Source organism: Pseudonocardia sp. GCM10023141 (assembly GCF_042653605.1).
The window spans coordinates 135,915-159,789 of record NZ_JBHSIR010000030.1; the positions used below are offsets into that span (position 1 = coordinate 135,915).

16 protein-coding genes are annotated in these 23,875 nt (G+C 73.0%); 13 read left to right on the forward strand and 3 right to left on the reverse strand.

What is annotated here, in order from left to right:
* Positions 1-136: 136 nt before the first annotated feature.
* Complete coding sequence (locus ACFPFQ_RS18505) at positions 137-1,579, forward strand: MFS transporter (protein ID WP_379620373.1); 1,443 nt, start codon at positions 137-139, stop codon at positions 1,577-1,579.
* Positions 1,580-1,848: 269 nt separating this feature from the next.
* On the opposite strand, the gene yaaA is transcribed toward ACFPFQ_RS18505, so the two are convergent.
* A complete protein-coding gene (yaaA, locus tag ACFPFQ_RS18510) occupies positions 1,849-2,610 on the reverse strand; it encodes a peroxide stress protein YaaA (RefSeq protein WP_379620375.1) in 762 nt (253 codons plus the stop codon).
* Positions 2,611-2,816: 206 nt separating this feature from the next.
* Here yaaA and ACFPFQ_RS18515 point away from each other — a divergent pair, with 206 nt between their 5' ends.
* The 12 genes from ACFPFQ_RS18515 (at position 2,817) to ACFPFQ_RS18570 (ending at position 22,089) form a co-directional block, all read left to right on the forward strand.
* On the forward strand, positions 2,817-4,151 hold the full coding sequence (locus ACFPFQ_RS18515) for a bifunctional o-acetylhomoserine/o-acetylserine sulfhydrylase (protein ID WP_379620377.1): 1,335 nt from the start codon (positions 2,817-2,819) through the stop codon (positions 4,149-4,151).
* 2 nt (positions 4,152-4,153) lie between these two features.
* Positions 4,154-5,296, forward strand: a complete 1,143-nt coding sequence (metX, locus tag ACFPFQ_RS18520) for a homoserine O-acetyltransferase MetX (RefSeq protein WP_379620751.1) — start codon at positions 4,154-4,156, stop codon at positions 5,294-5,296.
* 179 nt (positions 5,297-5,475) lie between these two features.
* Positions 5,476-6,084: an FHA domain-containing protein gene (locus ACFPFQ_RS18525; protein WP_379620379.1), complete on the forward strand. Its 609-nt coding sequence runs from the start codon at positions 5,476-5,478 to the stop codon at positions 6,082-6,084.
* Positions 6,085-6,090: 6 nt separating this feature from the next.
* Entirely contained in the window at positions 6,091-9,267 is a 3,177-nt protein-coding gene (locus tag ACFPFQ_RS18530) for a DUF1668 domain-containing protein (RefSeq protein WP_379620381.1), read from the forward strand.
* A gap of 150 nt (positions 9,268-9,417) precedes the next feature.
* Positions 9,418-11,397 (forward strand): glycosyltransferase, encoded by a 1,980-nt coding sequence (locus ACFPFQ_RS18535; protein ID WP_379620383.1) that lies wholly within the window; start codon positions 9,418-9,420, stop codon positions 11,395-11,397.
* A gap of 174 nt (positions 11,398-11,571) precedes the next feature.
* Positions 11,572-14,790: a DUF4397 domain-containing protein gene (locus ACFPFQ_RS18540; protein ID WP_379620385.1), complete on the forward strand. Its 3,219-nt coding sequence runs from the start codon at positions 11,572-11,574 to the stop codon at positions 14,788-14,790.
* 27 nt (positions 14,791-14,817) lie between these two features.
* On the forward strand, positions 14,818-15,504 hold the full coding sequence (locus ACFPFQ_RS18545) for a RibD family protein (RefSeq protein ID WP_379620387.1): 687 nt from the start codon (positions 14,818-14,820) through the stop codon (positions 15,502-15,504).
* Positions 15,497-15,937 (forward strand): dCMP deaminase, encoded by a 441-nt coding sequence (locus tag ACFPFQ_RS18550; protein WP_379620389.1) that lies wholly within the window; start codon positions 15,497-15,499, stop codon positions 15,935-15,937. The genes ACFPFQ_RS18545 and ACFPFQ_RS18550 overlap by 8 nt, the downstream gene beginning before the upstream one ends.
* A gap of 141 nt (positions 15,938-16,078) precedes the next feature.
* Positions 16,079-17,824 carry a proline--tRNA ligase gene (locus ACFPFQ_RS18555; RefSeq protein ID WP_379620391.1) on the forward strand — a complete coding sequence of 582 codons (1,746 nt, stop codon included), beginning with the start codon at positions 16,079-16,081 and terminating at the stop codon, positions 17,822-17,824.
* Between the two features lie 79 nt (positions 17,825-17,903).
* The gene (locus ACFPFQ_RS18560) at positions 17,904-19,481 is read left to right on the forward strand and encodes a hypothetical protein (protein ID WP_379620393.1); all 1,578 of its coding nucleotides are present in this window, start codon (positions 17,904-17,906) and stop codon (positions 19,479-19,481) included.
* Positions 19,482-19,599: 118 nt separating this feature from the next.
* On the forward strand, positions 19,600-19,920 hold the full coding sequence (locus tag ACFPFQ_RS18565) for a hypothetical protein (RefSeq protein WP_379620395.1): 321 nt from the start codon (positions 19,600-19,602) through the stop codon (positions 19,918-19,920).
* Positions 19,921-22,089: an FHA domain-containing protein gene (locus ACFPFQ_RS18570; protein ID WP_379620397.1), complete on the forward strand. Its 2,169-nt coding sequence runs from the start codon at positions 19,921-19,923 to the stop codon at positions 22,087-22,089.
* Between the two features lie 386 nt (positions 22,090-22,475).
* Here ACFPFQ_RS18570 and nudC read toward each other — a convergent pair whose 3' ends face one another.
* Together nudC and ACFPFQ_RS18580 are read right to left on the reverse strand one after the other, a co-directional pair.
* Entirely contained in the window at positions 22,476-23,387 is a 912-nt protein-coding gene (nudC, locus tag ACFPFQ_RS18575) for an NAD(+) diphosphatase (protein ID WP_379620399.1), read from the reverse strand.
* Complete coding sequence (locus ACFPFQ_RS18580) at positions 23,380-23,850, reverse strand: Lrp/AsnC family transcriptional regulator (RefSeq protein ID WP_379620401.1); 471 nt, start codon at positions 23,848-23,850, stop codon at positions 23,380-23,382. The genes nudC and ACFPFQ_RS18580 overlap by 8 nt, the downstream gene beginning before the upstream one ends.
* Positions 23,851-23,875 lie beyond the last annotated feature (25 nt).

Consider the following 23,875-nt stretch of genomic DNA (forward strand, 5'->3'; position numbering starts at 1 on the left):
CGGGGACGTGCCACATCCCGGGCAGTCGTAGCCACGAGGCACCTCCCTAGTTCCACCGCAGCGCGGTTCGTCGGCGGTGAGCCTGGCGCAGCGCCGCCGCTGTCCGCAACGGGTTTTCCGCCACTACCCTCCGCGGGTGCTCTCCGACCGGCGGACGTCTGCGGGTGCCATCACGTTCTCGCTCGTCGGGTTCCTGTTCCTCGTGGAGATCACGAGCGGGATCCTGCAGGGGTTCTACGTGCCGCTGATCAGCGATCTCGTCACCCACCTCGGCATCCACGACGCCGACTTCAACTGGTTCGAGGCCGCGCAGCTGCTGGTCTCGGCGCTGGTGGTGCCGGTGCTCGCGAAGCTCGGCGACATGTACGGCCACAAGCGGATCCTGCTGGTCTCCACCGCGCTCACCGCCGCGGCGAGCTGGTGGCTGGCCTTCGCCGACACGTTCACCACGTTCCTGATCGCGTGGGCCCTGCAGGGCTTCTACGTCGTGTGGCTGCCGCTGGAGGTCGCGCTGATCTTCGACAGGGGTCGCCGGACGGGCACCGCGGCGTCGCAGACCCGCCGGGCCGCGGCGCTGCTCGTCGTCGCGCTCGAGCTCGGGGCGATCATCGGGGCACTGGGTGGCCCGCAGGTGTTCGGCGCGCTCGGGGCGGACGTGTCGCTGACGCTCGCAGTGCCCGCGATCGTCGTATCGCTGGTGTTCTTCGCGATCCTGTTCGGGGTGCCCGAGTCCGAGCCGGTGCCAGGACGTTCGCTCGACGTGCCCGGGTTCGCGATGCTGGCCGCGGCGCTGCTACTGATCACGTCCGGGCTGATGTTCCTGCGGATCAACGGCCCGTCCGCGTGGTTCGTGTGGGTGCTGATCGCGGCTGGCGCGGCCGCACTCGTGCCGTTCGGCCGCTTCGAGCTGCGCCGCCCCGACCCCGCGATCGACATGCGGGTGCTGCGCAGCCCGTCGATGTGGCCGGTGCAGCTCACCGCCGGGCTGATCGGCATCAGCGTGCTCGGCGCGCAGGCGCCGCTGTCGACGTACGCGGGCACCGATCCTGCGCTGGGCTACGGGCTGGGCCTCGACGCGGGTACGCGCGGGATCCTGATCGGTCTCTACGTGATCATGATGATCCCGGGGGCGCTGCTGTTCCCGATCGTGTCCAGGCGGTTGACGCCGCGGGTGACGCTGATCATCGCGACGTTCCTGGTGGGCGTCGGGTACGCGCTGTTCCTGCCGTTCCACCTGGTGACGTGGCAGGTGTTCGTCAACATGTCGATCGCGGCGGTGGGCACCGGGGCGCTGGTGGCCGCGCTCCCCGCGGCGGCGGCTGCCGCGGCACCACGCGGCCAGACGGGGATCGCGGCGGGGCTCACCAACACCACCAAGACGATCGGCGGCTCGTTCGCGTCCGCGGTGTTCGGGGTGGTGCTGCTCTCGGGTGCCACCGCGGCGCTGGGGACGTCGGCGAGCCTCACCGGCTACATGATCGTGTGGACGATCTGCGGGGTGACGGGGCTGGTGGCGGGGCTGGCCCTGTTCGCGGTGCCCAGGTCGGCCTTCGCGGATCCGGCGCCGGAGGTGGGGTGATCGGGCTCGCCCCATCTCCCGGGTTGCAGGAAAGCCACTTTGCTGCAACCACGTTGCGGGAAAGTGGCTTTCCTGCCATCGCTACGCTCGGCCGGGCACGAAGATCAACGCCCACTGGCTCATGGTCAACACCGAACCGGTAGGCGTTGATCGCCGGGCCTGATCCGCGTGAGCCGCACCGCAGCGCCTGCGCGAGGACCGTCGTGTCGCCATGACGGGCTCTCCTGCAACGTGGCAGGGTCGCCCGCAACCCCGGGAGCGCTACCGACCTAGTGCATCGCCGCATCCGACGACACGATGACGGAGAGGGCCTTCCCGGCCCGCTCCACCCGCATCCCGGCTCGCCGCGCCAGCGTGGCGACACCCGCCGCATCCGACGGCTCCGCCCGCGAGCCGGCGAGCAGCCGGGCCAGCCGCCCCTTGTGCGCCTTGTTGAAGTGGCTCACCACGGTGCGGTGGCCGTCGGGGTGCTCGGCCAGCACCGTGACGGTGACGGCGCCGGGGATCTTCGCCAGCGCCGCGTAGGAGCCCGACCGCAGGTCGACGACGAGCTCGCCGGTCGCGATCGTGGCGAGCACCGGTTCCAGCACCGGCTTCCAGCGCGCTGCGATCGTCGCGCGTCCGGGCAGCGCCGAGCCCGCCGACAGGCGGTAGGCCGGCACCGGGTCGCACGCGCGCAGCAGCCCGAACAGCGCCGAACCGACCGCGAGCCGTTCCTGCGCGCGCGCCGCGGCGGTGCCGCGCAGTGACCGCACGTCGAGCGCGTCGTAGAGCACGCCGGTGTAGCGCAGCAGCGCGGGCATCGTCGGCGACGTCCAGATGGCGGCGTTGCGGGCGATCTCGCTGTCCAGGGACGGGGAGATCCCGAGCGCCTTGCGGCTCGCCACGAGGTCCCCTGACAGTTCGACCAGGTCGGTGACGAGTTCCTTGCGGACGGTGTCCAGCTCGGGGTACGGGAGGACGTCGAGGCGCAGCGGCGGGCCGTCGCCGCCGTCGATCTTGGTTTCCGACGGCGGGAGCAGCACGAGCACGCCGCAGAGCGTATCGCCGGGGTAACGGCGGGGTATCGATGGTGCTGTTGTGCCTGCGCATGGGGCCGACTACGGTTCGCCTCGTGATCAGCCTCGTGGCGCGACGGCATGTGGACTTCATGCGCGTCACCAGCGCGGCCTGTCGTCGCGGCCGCTGAACCCTGCCGAGCAAACCTTCCCGCTTGAACCCTCTCAGGGAGACGACTGTGTCAGATACGGCGAATTCGACCGACGACGCCCCAGACCCCACCGCCAACTGGTCCTTCGAGACCAAGCAGGTGCACTCCGGTGCCGCCCCCGACCCCACCACGGGCGCCCGGGCCACCCCGATCTACCAGACCACCTCGTACGTCTTCCGCGACAGCGACCACGCCGCTGCGCTGTTCGGGCTCGCCGAGCTCGGCAACATCTACACGCGGATCATGAACCCGACGCAGGACGTGCTGGAGCAGCGCGTCGCCGCGCTCGAGGGCGGGATCGGCGCCGTGGCGTTCGCATCCGGCCAGGCCGCGCAGACGCTCGCGATCCTCAACATCGCCGAGGCGGGCGACCACTTCGTCTCCAGCGCCTCGCTCTACGGCGGTACGTACAACCTGTTCCACTACACGCTGCCCAAGCTCGGCATCGAGGTCACGTTCGTCGACGACCCCGATGACATCGAGGCCTGGAAGGCCGCTGTCCGGCCCAACACGAAGCTCTTCTACGCCGAGACGCTGGGCAACCCGCGCGGCAACGTGCTCGACGTGCGCGCCGTCGCCGACGCTGCCCACGAGGCGGGTGTCCCGCTGCTCGTGGACAACACGGTGCCCACGCCGTTCCTGCTGCGCCCGATCGAGCACGGCGCCGACATCGTGATCCACTCCGCCACCAAGTTCCTCGGCGGCCACGGCACCACCATCGGCGGCGTCGTCGTCGACTCCGGCAACTTCTCGTGGGGTGACAACGCCGCGCGGTTCCCCGGCCTCACCACCCCGGACCCGAGCTACCACGGCCTCGTCTACTGGGACGCGCTCGGCCCGGTGTCGTACCTGATCAAGCTGCGCGTCCAGCTGCTGCGCGACCTCGGCCCGGCCATCTCGCCCAACAGCGCGTTCCTGCTGATCCAGGGCATCGAGACACTGTCGCTGCGCATCGAGCGCCACGTCCAGAACGCGCAGGCGCTGGCCGAGTGGCTCGAGGGGCGCGACGAGGTCGAGAAGGTCTACTACGCGGGCCTCGAGTCGAGCGAGTGGTACGGCGCGGCGCAGAAGTACCTGCCCCGCGGTGCCGGTGCCATCGTGTCGTTCGAGATCGCGGGCGGCGTCGAGGCCGGCAAGAAGTTCGTCGACGCGCTGGAGCTGTTCAGCCACCTCGCCAACATCGGCGACGTGCGCAGCCTGGTGATCCACCCGGCCAGCACCACCCACAGCCAGCTCACCGGCGCGGAGCAGATCGCCACCGGCGTGACGCCGGGCCTGGTCCGGCTCTCGGTCGGGCTCGAAGGCATCGAGGACCTCAAGGCCGACCTCGACGCCGGGTTCCGGGCGGCCAAGGGCGCGTGACCATCGCACGACCACGCCTCGATCTCCCTCCCGCCAGCGGTGCCTGGCGGGAGGGAGGCGATGCCGGACGTCGCCAGTGGGTGACGCTGCCCGGGTCACTTCAGCTGGAGGCGGGCGGCACGCTGCCCGGGGTTCGCATCGCCTACGAGACGTGGGGCACGCTCGCGCCCGACGGCTCCAACGCCGTGCTGGTGCTGCATGCGCTCACCGGTGACAGCCACGTCTCCGGGCCGGCCGGGCCGGGGCACCCCACCGCGGGCTGGTGGGATCCGGTCGTGGGGCCGGGCCGCGTGCTCGACCCGGCGCGCTGGTTCGTCGTGGCGCCCAACGTGGTCGGCGGCTGCCAGGGCAGCACCGGGCCGTCGTCGTCGCACCCGGACGGTGCTCCGTGGGGTAGCCGCTTCCCGCTGGTGACGGTGCGCGACTCGGTCGCGGCGGAGACGGCGCTGGCCGACGCGCTCGGCATCGACCGCTGGGCCTGCGTCGTCGGCGGGTCGATGGGCGGGATGCGGGCGCTGGAGTGGGCCGCCACCGAACCCGATCGGGTGCAACGGTTGTTCCTGCTCGCCACCACGGCCGCGGCGTCGGCCGACCAGATCGGCTGGGCGTCCCCGCAGATCGCCGCGATCCGCGCCGACCAGGGGTGGTGCGGCGGCGACTACCACGCCGCGCCGCCCGGGCAGGGCCCGCACAACGGACTGGGGATCGCCCGGCGCATGGCCCACCTGAGCTACCGCAGCGCGTTCGAGCTGTCCGAGCGCTTCGGTCGCGAGGCGCAGGACGGTGAGGACCCGTTCGCCGGGGGCCGCTACGCCGTCGAGTCCTACCTCGACCACCACGCCGAGAAGCTGGTGCGACGCTTCGACGCGGCCTCCTACGTGCGGCTCACCGAGATGATGAACGCCCACGACGTCGGCAGGGGCCGGGGCGGGGTCGCCGCCGGGCTGGCCAGGGTCACCGCCACCACGTTGGTGGCCGGTGTGACGTCGGATCGGCTCTACCCGCCGGAGCAGCAGCACGAGCTCGCGGCCGGGATTCCGGGGGCCGATGCGGCCCGGATGATCGATTCCCCCTACGGTCACGACGGCTTCCTGATCGAGGCCGAGACGGTCGGCGCGCTGCTCGGTGAGTTGCTCACGAGGTAACGAGGGCGACCCTCGTCACGATCCGTGAGGCAGGACTGAACTTCGCGGCCCGCTCCTCCGTGTATCTCACGAGTTGGTGACGGCCTCTGTGAAGTGTTCAGACAACTTCGTAGGATCGGCGGGGGGATTACTTTGGAGTCGGCACCAGTTCGGCTACCGTTCGCCCCGAAGGTGGTGGGATGAACGCATTCCTCGAGGTCTGGCGGCCCGCCGGGGCTGATCTGGTGCAGCTGGATGCTGACCGCATCACCGTCGGCCGTTCCGCCGGCAACGACATCGTGCTGTCCGACGACAGCCAGGTCTCCCGGGTGCACGCCATCCTGGAGCGGTTCGCCGGGATCTGGAGCGTGCGCGACGTCAGCTCGCGCAACGGCACGTTCGTCAACGGTTCCCGGGTGGCGGGCGAGGCCCGGCTCGGTCCGGGGGACGAGCTGCGGATCGGTCGCACGCGCATCGTGCTGCGTGCCGACCGCACCGCGGATGACCCCGGCCTGACCGAGGTGCCGGCACCGCCCCCGCAGCTCACGCCGCGTGAGCGCGACGTCCTCATCGCGCTGTTCAAGCCGATGATCGGCGCCGACATGTTCACCGAGCCGGCGTCCACCCGGCAGATCGCGCAGGCGCTGTGGGTCAGCGAAGCAGCGGTCAAGCAGCACCTGCTGCGGCTCTACGACAAGTTCGGCATCGGCGGTGAAGGCGAGCGGCGGCGCAGCAGGCTCGCGAACGAAGCACTCCGGCGCGGTGCCATCACCCTGGCCGAGGTGCGCGCGGCGGAGTCGAAGGGCTGAGCAGCCATGACCACCGACCACGGCTCGGCGCACACCGCAGGCGGCCGCCCCGCTGTTGTACTCGACCTCAATCGCGCCGGATTCAGTGACGCCACCGAAGTCGGGCGTGGCGGGTTCGGCGTGGTGTTCCGCTGCCACCAGGAGGCGCTCAACCGCACCGTCGCGGTGAAGCTGCTCCACACCGATCTCGACACGGTCAGCCGCGAGCGGTTCTTCCGCGAGGGCCGGGCCATGGGCGGGCTCTCGGGCCACCCCAACGTCGTCGACGTGCTGCAGGTCGGGGTCACCGACAGCGGCCGGCCCTACATCGTCATGCCGTTCCAGTCGCTCGACTCGCTTGCTGCGCGCGTCCGTCGCGAGGGCCCGGTCGTGTGGACCGACGCCATCCGCCTCGGGGTCCGGCTGGCCGGTGCGCTGGAGAGCGCGCACCGCGTGGGCACGCTGCACCGCGACGTCAAGCCGGCCAACATCCTGCTGTCGGACTACGGCGAGGCCCAGCTCACCGACTTCGGCATCGCCCGCATCGAGGGCGGCTTCGAGACGGCGACGGGTGCGTTCACCGGCTCGCTGTCCTACACCGCGCCCGAGGTGCTCAACGGGCACCCGCCCACGCCGGCATCCGACATCTACGGGCTCGCCGCGGCGCTGTTCTCGATCATCGCGGGCCGCGCGGCGTTCGAGCGCCGTGAGGGCGAGGAGATCATCGCCCAGTTCCTGCGGATCACCGGCCAGCCGGTGCCCGATCTGCGTGGCCACGGCGTACCCGACGAGCTGTGCGACGTACTGGAACGCGCGATGGCGAAGAACCCGCTGGAGCGACCGGCGAGCTCCGAGGAGTTCGGCCACGAGCTGCAGGAGGTGCAGCGCGCCGCCGGCCTGCCCGTCGCCGAGATGGCGTTGCCGGCCGCCCGCCCCACGCCCCGGCCACTGGCCGACGGCGAGGTCACCGAGATGGCCAGCCGCGACGACCTGTCACCGCACCGTGTCTCGGCGCCCCTGCCGATCGTCGACCGTCCATGGGTGGCCTCGGAGATGACGGTGGTGCAGCCACCGTCCCGGCCCCAAACCGGTTCGCACCAGACCGGTTCACACTCGACCGGCTCGTACCAGACCCACTCGCCGGAGACGCAGCGGATCGCGCCGGTGCCCGCACCGCGGCCCGCACCGCCGGACCACCGCGACAACTCCGGTGGCCAGCAGCCGCCGCAGCGCCCTTGGCCGCCGAACAACGGCCAGCAGGGCCCGCCGCCGCCGCAGGGACCGCGGCGGCGCAAGCCCTGGACGCTCGTGGCGATCGCGGCCGTGGTGGTCCTGCTCGCCGGTCTCGTCGTGGGCGGGGTGTACCTGGTGCGTGATCGGTTCGGCGCCAACACCGCGGCGGCCGCCGGCACCGGTCAGGCCGACGTCGCCGAGCCCGACGTCCCGGCGAGTGCGTGGCGTCCGCTCGACGCCTCGCCGACGAAGCGCCAGCAGGTGGCCTCCACGGTCGCCGACGGCACCATCTGGGTGATCGGCGGTCTCACCGACACCGGCGCCAGCACGAAGGTCGAGGGCTTCGACTCGGCGATCAACACCTGGAAGACGGCGATCGACCTGCCGGTGGCGCTGCACCATGCCATGGCCGTCACCTACGCGGGCGAGATCGTGGTGCTCAGCGGCTGGCAGCCGGTGGGCAGCGACCTCACCGCGATCTTCTCCAACAAGGTCTACGCGCAGCGCGGTGGCGGCTGGCCGGAGCTCCCGCCGATGGCGGGCCCGCACGTGGCGGGTGGTGCGGCCGTGGTCGGCAACAAGATCATCGTGGTGGGCGGGCAGTCGGCGAAGGACACCCTCGCCACCACCACGGAGGTCTTCGACGGCACCAAGTGGACGCTCGGCGCACCCATGCCCACCCCCCGTGAGCACCTCGCGGTGGTCACCGACGGCACGTTCGTCTACGCGATCGGTGGTCGGAACCTCACGGCCGACAAGAACACCGCGGTCGTCGAGCGCTACGACCCGGTTGCGAACAAGTGGCTGAAGATGGCCGACATGCCCACGCCGCGCGGCAGCATCGGCGCGGCCGTGGCCGACGGGCGGATCGTGGTGGTCGGCGGCGAGGACGCCACCCACGTCTTCGACGCCGTCGAGGCTTACGACATCGTCTCCAACTCGTGGTCCACGATGCCGAAGATGACCACGCCGCGCCACGGCGCGGCCGTCGCCGCCGTCGGCAAGACGATCTATGCGATCGACGGCGCGGCGAAACCGAGCCACCAGGCCTCCAGCGACGTCGGGGAGGCGTTCACGATCCCGCCGCGCCGGCTGGTGCCTGCCGCGGTATGGCGGCCGCTGCAGGATGCGCCGGTGGCCCGCCAGTTCACCGGGTCCGCCGTGGTCGACGGCACCCTGTGGGTGGCGGGCGGGCTCACCACGGGCGTGGCCACACCGCAGGTGTTCGGCTACGACATGGCCATCGACAAGTGGAAGGCGGGGCCGGATCTGCCGATCCCGCTGCACCACACCGTCGCGGTCGCCTACAAGGGCGAGCTGGTGGTGATCGGCGGCTGGACACCGAAGGACGGCAACCAGTCCGGCGCCTACTCCGACAAGGTGTTCGCGCTGCGGGCCGGTGCCTGGGTGGAGCTGCCCCCGTTGAAGCAACCGCGCGCGGCGATGGGCGCCGCCGTGGTCGGCGACCGGATCGTGGTCGCAGGCGGGCAGAACAACAAGAAGCTGGTGGCCACCACCGAGGTGTTCGACGGCACGGCGTGGACCGAGTCGGCGCCGATCCCCACCCCGCGCGAGCACACGGCCGCCACCTCCGACGGCAAGTACGTCTACGTGGTCGGCGGCCGGGATCTCTCCCCGGACAAGAACAGCGCGGCGCTCGAACGCTTCGACCCCGCCACCGGCAAGTGGCAGAAGCTGGCGTCGATGCCCACCCCGCGCGGTGGCGTGGCCGCCACCTACGTCGACGGCCGCATCGTCGCGGCAGGCGGTGAGGAGCCGACCCGGGTGCTGGACACCGTCGAGGCCTACGACATCGCCACCGGAACGTGGTCGAAGCTGGCCCCGCTCACCATCGCACGGCACGGCATGGCCATAGCAACGCTCGGCAACTCGGTGGTCACCGTGGGCGGCGCCAAGCGCCCCACCCATGAGCAGTCCGCCGCCAACGCGGAGGCGCTCGACTTCAGCTGACGCCGCGGGACGGGGTTGCCGGACGGTAAGGCGGCCCTGTCCCCGGCGCTCGCAGAAGCTTGCCTCCGCGGTGATTCTGCCGATCCCGCCCGCCCGCCACGATGGTTGCGTATCCCGGGAGTCTCCGGGTGCGGAACGGCAGGAGCGGGCATGACCATGGCACGGGCGGGTGCACAGCGGGCGATCGGCGCGGCTCCGGTGTCCCAGCAGCCGGTGTCCCAGCAGCCGGTGTCCCAGCAGCCGGTGTCCCAGCAGCCGGTGGTGCGGAGCTCCCGCGAGGTGGCGTCGCGCCCGTCGCAGCAGCCGATGCCGGCCCGCCCGCCGATGCCGGCCCGCCCGCCGATGCCGGCCCGGCCCCCGCTGCCGACCCTCGCCGCCGGTGCGGCCACGCGCCCGCACAGTGCCCCCCAGAGCGCCCCCCAGGGTGCCCGAGGGGCGGGCATCGGCCGATTCCCGGCGTCGGCGCTGGTCACCTGGCGATCGGTGGGGGAGTCGGCGTGGTCGGCACCCGCGTCCGGTGCTGCGCCCACATCGTCGGCGGCGAGCTTCACCGCGAACACCCCGGCCGGCACGCCGCGCGCGCGGATCAAGCGCATCCTGATCATCGCCGCGCTGGTGGCGATCCCGCTCGTGTCGTTGCTCATCCCGTCGGTCGGCAAGGGCTACGAGTCGCTGCTGGGCATCGCGCCGCCGGGTGTGGCCAACGCCGCCGAGCAGTCGGCGCCCCGGCCGTCCGTGCTGGCGGCCCCGGAGGGGTCGTCGGGCGGGTTGCTTCCCCAGGCCGACGGCGTGCAGGCCGTCGGGCCCAGTCCCGTCGGTGCCGGTCCGGACACCGTGGCAGTACAGCCGGCCGCTGCCGGCGCGGAGCGGTCGGTCCGGCTGCTGCCGTCGGACGCACCGGGTCTCGTCACGACGCTCGCCCTGCTGCTGCTCGCCCTGCCGCTGGCTGCGATCGCCGCCACCACGACGTGGTGGATGCTGCGCGGCTGGCACGCTGCCGAGGCCCGGCTCGGCGGCGGGTTCACCCGCCGCACGGCGACGCGGCCCCGCATCTTCACCCTCCTCCTGCCGGCCCGTCACGCCGGGCGGGCACTGGCGGGCACGATCGACGCACTCGCCCGGCAGCACCACGACGCCTTCGAGATCGTCGTGGTCGTCGGGCCCGACGACCCGGGTACGGCTGCCGTCGCGCGGGAGGCCGCCCGCCGGTATCCGCGACTGGTCCAGGTGGTGGTCGAGCCGCTGATGGTCGGCGACCGGCCGGCGGCACTGACCGCGGCGCTCCCGCACTGCCGTGGCGAGATCATCGGGGTGTTCGCCGCAGGCGGCGAGGTGCGTCCCGGGCTGCTGCGGATCGTCGAGGAGCGCTTCGCGGAGTCCGGGGCGAGCGTGGTCCGGCCGGGGGTGCAGCCGACGAACGCGCTGCCGACCTGGTGGTCGCTGCGCAACGGCATCGAGCGGTTCTACTGGTTCCGCTCCCGGCTCCAGTCGTACGCCCAGCGCCGGTTCGTGCCGCTGGAGGGCACCACGGTCTTCGTCAGGGCGATCGCGCTGCGTGGGTTCGGCGGCTGGGAGGCGGGTTGTCTCGCCGAGGGCGGCGAGATCGGGATGCGCCTGACGCCGGGGACCCACGGCGTCGCGGTGGCCTACGACCCCGCCGTCAGCACCCGGGAGGCGGCTCCCACCTCGCTCGGTGGCCTCATGGCCGACCGCATCCGGCGCGACCGGTTCAAGCTGGAGCAGCTGCGCAACGGCCTGTGGATGGCGATGCCGACCCGGCGCACGCGCCTGGCGGCCCGCTACACCCAGTCCCTGCCGTTCCTGCAGGCCTGCTGCACGGTGCTCATCCCGGCCTGCCTGCTCACGCTGGTCCTGATCGGGGCGCCGCTCGTCGCGGTGCTGTTGACGTTCGTGCTGCTCGTGCCCGCAGCGGTCGGCACGGCCGTCGAGGCGGCCGGGCTCGGGGAGTTCGGGCGGGCCGCCGGCGTCGACATCCGGTTCCGCCACTACGCCCTGCTGCTGCTCGGCGCGATCCCGTTCCAGGTGGTGCTCGCACTTGCGGCGTTCCGCGCGCTGGCCGGGGCGTCCGGCGGCCGCCGATCCCGCCCCCAGGTGGTGTCCGGGAGCTGACGGGTGGGGTTGCCGTCGGGTGACATGAGCCTTACCCACCCGTAGCGGAACCTGGCGGTCCGCCGACTACCTCAGTACCGCGAACCGGACCAGCATGGACGCAGCCCAGAACTCCCCCGGAAGGGTCTCTCGATGCGCACCTCGCCTTCCTCCAGCGCACTGCTCCGCTCTTGGTTGACGACTGCGTCGGTCCTGCTGCCCCTGCTGGCGCTCACCGAGGTGATGCGCCTGATCAACCTGGTCGGCACGCCGCAGCGCATCGACGACGAGGGCACCTACATGGCCCAGGCGTACGCGATCCTGCACTTCGGGCGCGTCAGCCCGTACACGTTCTTCTACGACCACCCGCCGCTGGGCTCGGTGCAGCTCGCCGGGTGGCTGTGGCTGTCGGAGAACCTCTGGGGCTCCACCGACGCGATCGCGACCGGCCGGCAGTTCATGGTGCTCGCGGCGGTGGCGTCGGCGGCCCTGCTGTGGGTGCTCGTGCGTCGGCTGGGGTACGGGCGGTTCACCGCCGCTGCCGCGGTGGCGGTGTTCGCGCTGTCGCCGCTGGCGATCACGTTGGGCCGCGTGGTCTTCCTCGACAACCTGTCGGTGATGTGGCTGCTCGCCGCGGCCGTCTGCCTGTGCACGCCGCGGCGCCGCCTCGCGGCCTACCTGGGTGCCGCGGTCTGCTTCGCCGTCGCCGTCCTCGCCAAGGAGACGTCGCTGCTGCTGCTCCCGGCGCTGGCCTGGCTGGGCTGGCAGCGCGGTGACCGCAGCAACCGCCGCCTCGCCATGGTGGCGGCCGGCACCCTGTTCACCTCCCTCATGGCGGTGTACGTGGTGGTCGCGGCCGTGCGCGGCGAGCTGCTGCCGGGTCCCGGGCACCCCAGCCTGATCGACGGCATCGTCTACCAGCTGTTCACCCGCCCCACCGGGGGCAGCGTGTTCACCGCGGGCTCCGGCAACCAGGACACGCTCTTCGGCTGGATCGGGCTAGACGGCGTGCTGCTCGCGGCAGGAGCCGTCGCTGCGCTGGTGGCGCTCGCGGTGCGCGGGCTCCGGCCGCTGGCCTTCGGCTTCCTGCTGCTCGCCGCGATGGTGGTGCGCGGCGGCTTCGTGCCCATCCCGTATGTGCTCGTGCTGATCCCGCTGGCCGCGCTGCTCGTCGCCGGGGTCGCCACGGAGGCCGTGCGCGGGCTGGGCTCCCCGGTGGCGTGGCGCAAGGCGGTCGCCATCGCCGCGCTCGTCGTGGTGGCCGCGGCCGGTGGCATCGCGCTGCCGCGCTGGCACGACACGATCGACACGCTCGCCACGAGCGATGCCGACGCCCCGATGCGCCAGGCCCGGAAGTGGATCATCGACAACGTCGCGCACCGCAACCGGCTGATCGTCGACGACGCACTGTGGACCGACCTCGTCGACGCCGGCTGGAAGCGCGACGACGTCACCTGGTTCTCGATGCTCGACACCGACCCCGGTGTCCGCGCCGCGAGCCCCGCCGGCTTCCGGGACTACGACTTCATCGTCGTCACGGCGGCCGTCCGCGCGGCTCCGGCAGCGTTGACGCAGGTCCGGTCGGCCGTGTCGGAGTCGGTGACGGTGGCCACGTTCGGAGCGGCCGACCGCCGCGTCGACGTCCGCCGGATCAACCGCAGCGCCGCCGCCGGCCCGGCACCGCTCTCCGTGGAGCCGGAGCGGGCCACCGTCGGCGCGGCGCTGGCCACCCGGCTCGGCGACGCCGCGGTCGGGGCCATCCCGGATCTGCTGCGCAGCGGCCGCGTCGACGCCCGCGTGCTCGCCACGCTGAGCGACTTCCCGCTGGGCGCGCTCAAGGTTGCGGACCTGCCGCCGATCCCCGGCGAGGACGAGGCCGGCCTGCCGCGCCGGCAGGTGCTGCTCGCCGGGCCCGGCGCCGAGGGCGCCGTTGCCTACTTCAAGCTCCAGTACGGGCCGTTCGCCGCGCAGAGCGTGGCGCCGGGACCGGCCGGGGTGCTCGTCACGTTCCCGCCCGCCACGGCCGTCGGGCTGCTGTCGGCGGCCGTCACGCCGCCCGCTTCCGGAGCGCCTGCAGCGGTGCGCGTGCTGGACCTGATCCCCGGCTCCGGGCCCGTCCGGGTGCGCTTCGCCGGCCTGGACGGCACGGCCATCGCGCCGATCGGCGTCGGCGGGTACGGCACGGCCACCGGCTACAGCGCGGTGCCGGCCGGGGTCGCGACGCTCGGCGTCGGGTCCAACGACGCGGCCGCACCCACGGCCGTCGTGCAGGCCGTGAAGCTGGCGCCCGGCGGCAGCTACACCCTGATGCTCTTCGCCGGGCCCGCCGGTTCCGGGCCGCGGGGGCAGTTCGTGGCCGATCCCGCCACGCAGGGCCCGGCGGGTCGCGCCATGGTCCGCATGGTCGACGGCGCCGCCAAGGCCCCCGGGCTCAGCGTGGCGACCGGTACGGACGACCGGTTGGCCCAGGGCGTCTCCTACGGGCTCGTCACCGGCTACTCCGAGCTGGCGCCGGGCGCGGTGGTGGTGAAGCTGTCAACCGGTGCCAAGACGAGCACCACCACCGTCAACCTCAAGGCCGGCACGGTGGGCACGCTCGTGGTGCTCGACGGCGCCGACGGGCCGGTACTCGTGGGCGTCGACGACCCGGTGCGGACCCCGACGGGCGCGCCGCTGGCGACGAAGGCACCGGCGCGGCCGGGTGCGCTGACCTCGGCCGTCGCGACCGTGGCCGCACCCGCGGCCCCGCAGGCCACGCTGCTGGGCTACGTCCCCGTCGCGGTGCTGGGCTGGGGGATCATCGCCGCGGTGGTGCTGCTCCTGCTGCGTCGCCGTCGCGGCGTGCCGGTGCTCGCGACGCCGGCTCCCGGACCGGTTCCGATGGCGGGCCCGCCGTTCGCGCCGGTACCGCCGTACGCCCAGCAGCACCACCAGCGGGGGCCGGTGCCGTCGGGTCCGGTTCCGATGGTGCGGCCGCTGCCGCCGCAGGGCCCGGGGCGCCAGCAGGTGCCGATCCGGCACCCGGTGCATCCGCCGGCACCGGTCCGGCCGGTCCCGCCGCCGCGGCCGATGCCACCGGTCGCCCCGGTGCCGGTCCCGAACCGCGACGAGAACCCGACGATCATGGCGAATGCGCCGATGCGACCGGGTCCGGTGGATCCGCTGGTCGACCCTGACCGTACCGATGTGGTGGACACGAAGGTCGCGCTGCGGATCGCGGCCACCTCCGAGGACGAGCGCACCCGCGTGATCGCGGTGCCGCCGCCGATCACCGCCGACCCGCGCTCGGCGCCGAGCCCAGCCGACGTCGACCCGACGGTGTTCCTGGGCAGCATCGCCAAGCTGCGCCGGGCCGCGGCCAACGTGCGGCGGGCGGAGGCGGAGGAGGCGCGCAACGAGGGCCGCCCGCAGTAGCAGCGCGCGTGCGGCAGGATCATGGTCATGCCCGACCGGCCGTTCGTGCTCCTGTCCGCCGCGATGTCGGTGGATGGCTGCATCGACGACACCTCGTCGCAGCGGCTGGTGCTCTCCGACGCCGCCGACCTGGACCGGGTCGATGCGGAGCGGGCCGGCGTCGACGCCGTGCTGGTGGGCGCCACCACGATCCGCCGAGACGATCCCCGGCTGCTGCTGCGCTCGGTGCCGCGACAGGAGGCCCGCGTGGCGGCCGGGCGCCCACCGCACCCGATCAAGGTGGCACTGACCGGCGGCGGTGACCTCGACCCGACCGCACGGTTCTTCACCACCGGCTCGGGCCTGCGGCTCGTGTACGCGCCGTCGGCTGCGGTGGGGCTCGCCGCGGAACGGGTGGGTTCGCTGGCCACCGTCGTCGATGCGGGGGAGCGGGTCGACCCCGCGTGGCTGCTCGCCGACCTGCACGCCCGCGGCGTGGCGCGGTTGATGATCGAGGGCGGTACGAGCGTGCACGCGCTGTTCCTCACCGCCGGGCTCGTCGACGAGATCCAGCTGCTCGTGGCCCCGTTCTTCGTGGGAGAGGCGGCGGCGCCGCGGTTCGGCGGCACCGGCGCGTTCCCGCACAACGCCGGGCACCGGATGCGGCTGGCCGAGGCCCGGGTGCTCGGTGACCAGGTGCTGCTGCGGTACCTGCTGGGGGAGTCCGATGGATGATCACGCATTGCTCGCCGCGACGATCGAGCTGTCGCGCAACTGCCCGCCGTCGGACTCGGCGTTCTCGGTGGGCGCGCTCGTCGTCGACGCCGCCGGTGCGGTGCTCGCCGACGGCTGGTCGCGCCGCGACGACCCGCACGATCACGCCGAGGAGGCCGCCCTCGCCACGTTGGGCGACGGCTGGCGGGCCCCGCCCGGCACCACCGTGTACAGCTCGCTCGAGCCGTGCAGCGCGCGGGCGTCGCGGCCGCGGACCTGCACGCAGCTGATCCTCGCGGCCGGCATCGACCGGGTGGTGTTCGCGTGGCGGGAACCGTCGATCTTCGTGGACTGCGAGGGGGCGGAGCTGCTGCGGGCCGCCGGGGTCGAGGTGCTGGAGATGGCGGAGCTGGCGGCCGGGGTGCGGAAGGTGAACGCGCACCTGCTGGGGTGATGGCAGGAAAGCCACTTTCCCGCAACGACGTTGCGGGAAAGTGGCTTTCCTGCAACCTGGGCCCGCCCGCCCGGCTCCCGCCACCCGCCCCACCGGTAACCGCCGCAACCTCGCCCGGAAGGCCTCAGTACCCTTCTGCGGGTGTTGACCCGGATGTCGTCGCTGTTCCTGCGGACCCTGCGTGATGACCCGGCCGACGCGGAGGTACCGAGCCACAAGCTGCTCGTCCGCGCCGGCTACGTCCGTCGCGTCGCGCCAGGGATCTACTCCTGGCTGCCGCTCGGCCTCAAGGTGCTGCGCGCCGTCGAGGAGATCGTGCGCGAGGAGATGGACGCCATCGGCGCCCAGGAGATCCAGTTCCCCGCGCTGCTGCCCCGCGAGCCGTACGAGGCCACGGGCCGGTGGACGGAGTACGGGCCCAACATCTTCCGGCTCAAGGACCGCAAGGGCAACGACTACCTGCTCGGCCCCACCCACGAGGAGCTGTTCACGCAGGTCGTCAAGGGCGAGTACGCGTCGTACAAGGACTACCCGGTCATCCTCTACCAGATCCAGAACAAGTACCGCGACGAGGCGCGGCCCCGCGCGGGCATCCTGCGCGGGCGCGAGTTCCTGATGAAGGACTCGTACTCGTTCGACCTCAGCGACGAGGGCCTGTCGGAGTCCTACCGCAAGCACCGCGACGCCTACGGCAAGATCTTCGACCGGCTCGGGCTCGAGTACGTCATCGTCGCCGCCACGTCGGGTGCGATGGGCGGGTCGGCCTCGGAGGAGTTCCTCGCGGTCGCGCCCACCGGCGAGGACACGTTCGTGCAGAGCCCTGGTGGCTACGCCGCCAACGTCGAGGCCGTCACCACCACGGTGCCGCCGGCCCGCGAGCTCGCCGGGCTGCCCGAGGCGCAGGCGCACCACACGCCCAACACGCCGACGATCGACTCGCTGGTGTCGTTCCTCAACGGTGCCGGCCTCGGCCGGGAGTTCACCGCGGCCGACACGCTCAAGAACGTCCTGCTCAAGACGAAGGTCCCCGGCGCCACCGAGTGGACGCTGCTGGGCGTGGGCCTGCCCGGCGACCGCGAGGTCGACATGAACCGCATCGAGGCGGCGCTCGCACCCGCCGAGGTCGCGCTGCTGGACGAGGCCGACTTCGCGCGCAACGCCTTCCTCGTCAAGGGCTACATCGGTCCGGCCGCGCTCGCGGCCAACGGCGTGCGCTACCTCGTCGACCCCCGCGTCGTCACGGGCACGGCCTGGGTCACCGGTGCGGACAAGGCCGACCACCACGTCGTCGACCTCGTCGCGGGCCGCGACTTCACCCCCGACGGCACCATCGAAGCAGCCGAGGTCCGCGAGGGCGACCCCGCGCCCGACGGCAGCGGGCCGCTCTCGGCCGCCAGGGGCATCGAGATCGGGCACGTGTTCCAGCTCGGACGCAAGTACGCCGACGTCTTCGGGCTCGACGCGCTCGGCCCCGACAGCAGGCCGGTGCGGATCACGATGGGTTCCTACGGCGTCGGGGTGTCCCGCCTCGTCGCGGTGATCGCCGAGCAGAGCCACGACGACTCCGGGCTCATCTGGCCGCGCGCGGTCACCCCCTACGACGTGCACGTCGTCGTTGCAGGCAAGAACGAGGAGATCACCGCGGGTGGTGAGCTGCTGGCCACCGAGCTGGAGGCCGCGGGCCTGCGCGTGCTCCTGGACGACCGCAAGTCGTCTCCGGGTGTCAAGTTCGCCGATGCCGAGCTGGTGGGCGTGCCGACGATCGTGGTCGTCGGCAGGGGGCTGGCGAACGGCGTGGTCGAGGTCAAGGACCGGCGCAGCGGCGAGCGGGTCGAGATCGCCCGCGACGGTGCGGTCGCCCATCTCCTCGAGCTCACCCGCCGGTAGCCGGCACGCCGAGGTCTGGTGGCACCCGACCTCGGCGTGATCGACTGTGGCGGGTGTGCGGGTGGGGGGAGCTGCAGGCATGCGCGAGGACACCATCCGGCTGCCGGGCGCCTCGTTCGCCCCGGATCCGCCCACAGGGGGTTGCGCCATGGCGGGAGACCTCACCCCGGCCCTGATCGACACGGAGTGGTGGTCCGACGACGCGCTGGTGCGGGCCGGGATCCCGGTGATCGACGCGCCGTTCGTGTCGATCGGCGGGGGGATCGGCTCCTTCGTCACGGTCGACTACCTGCGGATCTGCGGCGTGCCCACGTCCGACATCCGGGTGCTGACGCAGCTCGAGCACCCGTGGGAGAGCTACGAGTACCTGACGCGGGTGTCGCAGATCCCGCGCGGGGAGCGGCTGCGCAGCGACTCGGCATCGTGCCCGGACAACATCTGGGGCTTCCCCAGCTACGCGCTGCGCGAGGCCGTCGCGACGCGGTCGTTCAAGCCGCTGCTGCAGGTGGCCGTCGAGCCGGTGTTCGACGACTACTACACGCCGAAGGCCGGGCAGGTGTTCGAGGCGATGGAGCGCGAGCACGACCGCATCTCCTACGCCGACACGGTGGTGCGCGGCCAGGTCCGGATGGTGCGCAGGCGCATCGGCGGCGGCTACTTCACGATCCTCACCCCGCCGGAGGGCGCGAGCCGCACGCGCCGGATCGCCTACCGCAGCCGCTACGTCCACCTGGCCGTCGGCTACCCCGGGCTCAAGTTCCTGCCCGACCTCATGGACTACCGCGAGCGCCATCGCGACTACGGCAGCGTCGTCAACGCCTACGAGCCGCACGAGCAGATCTACCAGCGGCTGCAGGCGAAGCCGGGCACCGTGCTGGTCCGCGGCGGCGGCGTCGTGGCCTCGCGCGTGCTGCAGCGCCTGATCGACGACCGGGACGCCCACGGCCTGCAGACGCAGATCCTGCACGCGTTCCGCACGTTCGTCACCGGGTCGCACGGGCCGCACGCCTGGATGCGGCGCCGTGGCGGCGACGGCTGGGCCTACCAGGGGTTCAACTACCCGAAGTCGGTGTGGGGCGGGCAGCTCAAGGCCCGCGTCCGCGCGCTGGAGGGCCAGGAGCGGGCCGATCTGTACGCGCAGTTCGGCGGCACCAACACGCCCTACCGCAGGCGCTGGCAGGAGCAGTGGCGGCGCGGCCGTCGCGAGGGGTGGTACCACCCGTTCCAGGGTGAGATCACCGGCATGGAGCCTGCCGGCGGCGGGGTCGTGAAGGTCGGGCTGACCACCCAGCAGGGGGCGCAGCAGGTGGCGGTGCTCGGGGTGATCGACTGCACCGGTCTCGAAGCCGACATCCGCGAGCACCGCGTCTTCGCTGACCTGCTCGACAACGGCGGCGCCGGTCGCAACCCGCTCGGCAGGCTCGACGTCGAGCGATCGTTCGAGGTGCGGGGCACCCGCAGCGAACCCGGGCGGTGCTACGCGTCGGGCAGCGCGACGAACGGCGGGTACTTCCCGGGCGTCGACACGTTCCTCGGGCTGCAGATCGCGGCCCAGGAGATCGCCGACGACCTGGCCGCGCTCGGATTCTGCGCCCGGCTCGGCCCGGTGCGCTCCACGCAGCAGTGGTGGCGCTGGGCCCGCGGGAAGAGGATCTGACGTGTTGCCCACGCTGTCCGGTCGGATCCAGACCCGAATCCTCGTACTCGTCGTTGTCGGCGGTGTATGGACTCTGGTGATCGGCCCGTTACTCCCCGTATCAGGAAATCTCGGCCACGTGTACGTCACCGCATACCTGGTACTTCTCACCGTGCTCGCGCTGGGCATCGGGTGGGAGTTCGTGTACCACTTTTTGCAGCAGTTCCGATGGGAGAAGGACTGGCCCACGCTGTTCGGGCTGGTCACATTGGTCAACGAGGGCCTGCTGGTATGGCTGATACTGGCCATCGATGCGGTGCCGGGGATGCCGGAACCGGTCCCGTTGGGGGCGTTTCTGTTGCAGTTCCTCACCACGTGGATCATCGGGTGGCTGGTGGCGAACGGGCCGATGCGGATCCCGTTCGTGCACTGGCGGTTTCGCGGGGGGAGGCTGGTCTAGGTGGGATTCGACCTGCAACGTGCCGCCGTGGTCACGGGCGACGGGATCGTCGCGCGTTTCCCCGGGGTGCTGGTCGTCGGGTGGTGCACGGACCGGGAGCCGCTGCGGCGGCTGCTGGAGCTGTGCGCCGATGTGGCGGGTCCCGATCCGGGCCGGGCGCTCGCGCGGCGGCTCGTCACGTGGCTCGCGGGTCCGGACGCGCCCGGTGACGGGCTCGTGTTCGGCACGGTCGCGGCCGCCGGGGAGCACCTCGCGGTGTTCCTGTCGGGCACCGCGGGCGTCGAGGTGGCCGGCACCGGCATCACCGTGTCCGGCACCGACTCGGCGTCGTGGACCGACCGGTTGCTGGCCCGCCCCGACACGGCGCTCGTGCTCGCGCTGGACGGCAGTGCCGCATCCGGCGCCACCGACGTCGCCCTGTTCGACCTGCGTGCCGGGGTGGTGCCGGGAGCGGGTGTCGTGCTGTTGCCCGCGGCCGGCCCCGACGCCGGTACCGGGCGGTCCGACGCGGGCGGCTGGGCCGCCGGCCGGGCCGATGCGCCGTCGGACCCCGGTCCGCAGCCGGTGGCCGACCGCGTGCCTGCCGGGCACGGCGGCTACGGGGGAGAACCGGGCCAGGGCCTGCCGCGGCGCGAGTCCCGCAACGAGGCGCGGGGCGAGCCGTCGATGCATGCCGCGGGCCGCCGGGCGCTGCCCGACGACGCCCCGGTCTACCGTCGCGATCCCAACCTGCCCTCGCGCCGCTCGCGGCACCTGTCCACCGCCACGCCGTCGTGGAGCGCAGAACCCGCCGCGGAGCCCGAGCCGGAGGTGTCCGACGCGGTCGCCACCCCGCCCGTCGGGGTGCCCACGGCCCGGCCGCCCTCGCTCGACGAGGCGATGACGCCGCCCGCTCTCCCCACGTCGGCCCCGGCGCGGATCGACGCCCCGGTGAACGGGCACGCCGTCGAGGAGCCCGAGGCTCCCGAGTCCTACGGTGACCAGCCCTACCCCGCCGCCGCCCACGACGGCAACGGGCATGCCCCCGAGCAGTACGCCACCGGCACGTACGAGGCGGAGAACGCCCCCCGTCACGTCAACGGGCACAACGGGTACGTGGCGGAGTACGCCGGGGAGCCCGACATGGCCACCCCCCTCGAGATCCCCGAGGTCGAGATCCCGGAGGCGATCGGCGGGGAGGACTTCTCCTCGGGTGAGTGGTTCGGTGCCGACGAGGCCGCGGCGCAGGCCGCCGCCGACGGCCCAGACCACGGGGGCGCAGCCAACGAGCAGATGCCCGACGACGCCGCGGTCTGGACCGAGCCCAACCCCACCACGAGCCCGGTGGCCGACGGCCCCGATCCGGCCGAGGCGCCTGCGGGCGTTCCCGCCGAGCAGGAGGGTTACGCCGCCGAGGAGTACTCGGCCCAGGAGTATCCGGCCCAGGAGTATCCGGGGCAGGTCGAGGCCGAGCCGTCCGAGGACGGGGCCGTTGCCGCCGGATCGGGCCAGTACCCGCCGGACGAGGTCACCAGTGGGGCCCCGGGGGAGGGCGGTGTCGTGGCCGACGCGGACCGTCCCCGGCCCCCGCTGCGCGCCGAGCAGATCATGGGTGTCGCCCCGACCGAGGCACCGCGGCCGCCGCTGGAGGCGGGCCCGTCGGGCCCCACCGTCCAGGACGGCACGAACGGCGACGGCGGCACCATAGCCGACGAGCCGCAGGCGCAGGGCCACCTGTGCGCCCGCGGCCACCTCAACGATCCGCGCTCGCACTTCTGCGTGCTGTGCGGGATCCGGATGAACGAGCGCACCGGGGTGCTCGTGATGGGTTCCCGGCCGCCGCTGGGGCTGCTCGTGTTCGACGACGGCGCCACCTACACGGTCGACGCCGAGTACCTCGTCGGCCGGATGCCCGAGGCCGACCCGCGGGTGCGTGCGGGCTCGTTGCGCTCCATCGTCATCGAGGACCGCACCGGCGCGGTGTCGCGGGTGCACGCCGAGATCCGCGTCAGCGGCTGGGACGTGCTGCTGTCGGACTCCGGCTCCCGCAACGGCACGTTCGTGGCCGGGGCGTCCGAGACCGGCTGGACGCCGCTGGCTCCCGGCCGTGGCCGCCGGCTGGTGCCGGGCACGCGCGTGCGCATCGGTGGTCGGTCGTTCGTCTTCGAGTCACCCTCCGGCGTTCGATAGCGACCCCGCCGCACGACCGCGCCGACCAGTTGGCCACGGCGCCAACGTCCTGACGTCGGCGCGGTGGCCACTGGGTTGGCGCGGTCGGGTTGGCGTCGTGGGGTGCCCCACCGCGCCAACGGTGTAGCCACGGCGCCAACGTCCCGACATCGGCGCGGTGGCCATCCGGTTGGCGCGGTCGCGCCGGCCCTCCGGGCGTAGCCACGGCGCCGATGGTGTGGCTACGGCGCCGACGTCCTGACGTCGGCGCGGTGGCGATTTGGTTGGCGCGGTGGCGTCGGCGTTCGTGTGCGGCCCACGGCGCCGACGCTGTAGCCGCCGCGCCAACCGTGTAGCCACGGCGCCAACGTCCCGACATCGGCGCCGTGGCCATCCGGTTGGCGCCGTCACGGCACGCGTTGCGCCGCGAGCCAGGTCTGCACCAGGTACTGCTCGATCGAGTCCGATCGGTGCGTGCCTGCCGCCCGGTGCTCCTCCTGCAGCGCCGCCACCTCGGCAGCGGTGAACCAGCGGGCCTCCTGCAGCTCGTCGCCGTCCACGTCGATCTCCTCCGACAGCGCCACCGCGCTGAACCCGATCATGAGCCCGGACGGGAACGGCCAGCTCTGCGACGCGAGGTAGGTGATTGCGCCCAGCTCGATCCCCGCCTCCTCGGCCATCTCGCGTTGGACGGCGCCCTCGAGGCCCTCGCCGATCTCGACGAACCCCGCGAGGGTGGCCCAGGCGTTCGGCGCGGCGCCCCGGTGGCGGCCCAGCAGGCAGCGGGCGGGTGGGTTGGGCGCCTGCACCAGCACGATGACGGCCGGCTCGATCCGCTGGAAGTGCAGCTTCCCGCAGCCCGTGCAGGCCCGCAGCTGCCCGCGGTCGCGGCTCTCGGTGGGGGCGCCGCACGCACCGCAGAACCGCTGGTTGCGGTGCCAGAGCAGCAGCCCGCGGGCATGCGCGAGCTGCGCGCTGGTGGCGGCGTCGACGCTGCCGAACAGGTGCCGCACCTCGACGGCCGCCCGGGCGCCTCCCAGCGCGATCGCCGCGGGCTCCGCCAGCGTGGAGAGGTCGGCGGCGAAGACGCCCGCGTCGCCGTCGAGGCCGAGGAGCACCGGCTCCGCGGGCAGCCCGGCCGGGTCGCCGGTGGCCAGCGTGACGGGGCCGTGCGGGCCGACCAGTGCCCGGTCGCGCCACAGCAGCAGCGTCCGCGACGACGGCCGGGAGGCGACCTCGGCGAGCCACCGGGGGTCGGCGCGGTGGCGCCCGGCCCGGTCGAGCGGCGAACCGTTGTAGGGGAGCACGGCGTCAGCCACGGCCGGCCCCCGACGGCATGGCGGAGACGTCCAGGGGCCGCTCGAAGAACGTGTCGAGCACGACGATCGTGCCGGTGCCCGTGACGCCGTCGATGTCGTAGATCGCCTTGAGCACGCCCTGCAGGTCGGCGGTGGTGGCGGTGCGGATCTTCGCGAGAACCGACGGGCCACCCGCGACGATGTGCGCCTCCTCCACCCACGGCAGCGCGCGCAGGGCCGCACCCGTCTCCTGGCCGCCGATCCAGGCGTCGGCCTCGATCATGACGAAGGCGAGCACGCCCCGGCCGGCGGCAGCGGGGTCGACGTCGATCGTGGTGCGCCGGATCACCCCGCGCTCGCGCAGCTTGCGCACCCGTTCGTGGGTGGCAGCGGTGGAGAGGCCCACGGCGGCGCCGAGCGTGGCGTAGGACTGCGTCGCGTCCTCCTGGAGGTGGCTCAGCAGGAGGCGGTCCGTGTCATCCATGACAGGACAGGATCATCATCGGCAT

What these genes read in the sequence shown, in the direction of transcription:
- ACFPFQ_RS18525 (WP_379620379.1), top strand. Translation starts at nt 5,476, where the DNA reads ATGAACGCATTCCTCGAGGTCTGGCGGCCCGCCGGGGCTGATCTGGTG.
- ACFPFQ_RS18530 (WP_379620381.1), top strand. Translation starts at nt 6,091, where the DNA reads ATGACCACCGACCACGGCTCGGCGCACACCGCAGGCGGCCGCCCCGCT.
- ACFPFQ_RS18535 (WP_379620383.1), top strand. Translation starts at nt 9,418, where the DNA reads ATGACCATGGCACGGGCGGGTGCACAGCGGGCGATCGGCGCGGCTCCG.
- ACFPFQ_RS18545 (WP_379620387.1), top strand. Translation starts at nt 14,818, where the DNA reads ATGCCCGACCGGCCGTTCGTGCTCCTGTCCGCCGCGATGTCGGTGGAT.
- ACFPFQ_RS18550 (WP_379620389.1), top strand. Translation starts at nt 15,497, where the DNA reads ATGGATGATCACGCATTGCTCGCCGCGACGATCGAGCTGTCGCGCAAC.
- ACFPFQ_RS18560 (WP_379620393.1), top strand. Translation starts at nt 17,904, where the DNA reads ATGCGCGAGGACACCATCCGGCTGCCGGGCGCCTCGTTCGCCCCGGAT.
- ACFPFQ_RS18580 (WP_379620401.1), bottom strand. Translation starts at nt 23,850, where the DNA reads ATGGATGACACGGACCGCCTCCTGCTGAGCCACCTCCAGGAGGACGCG.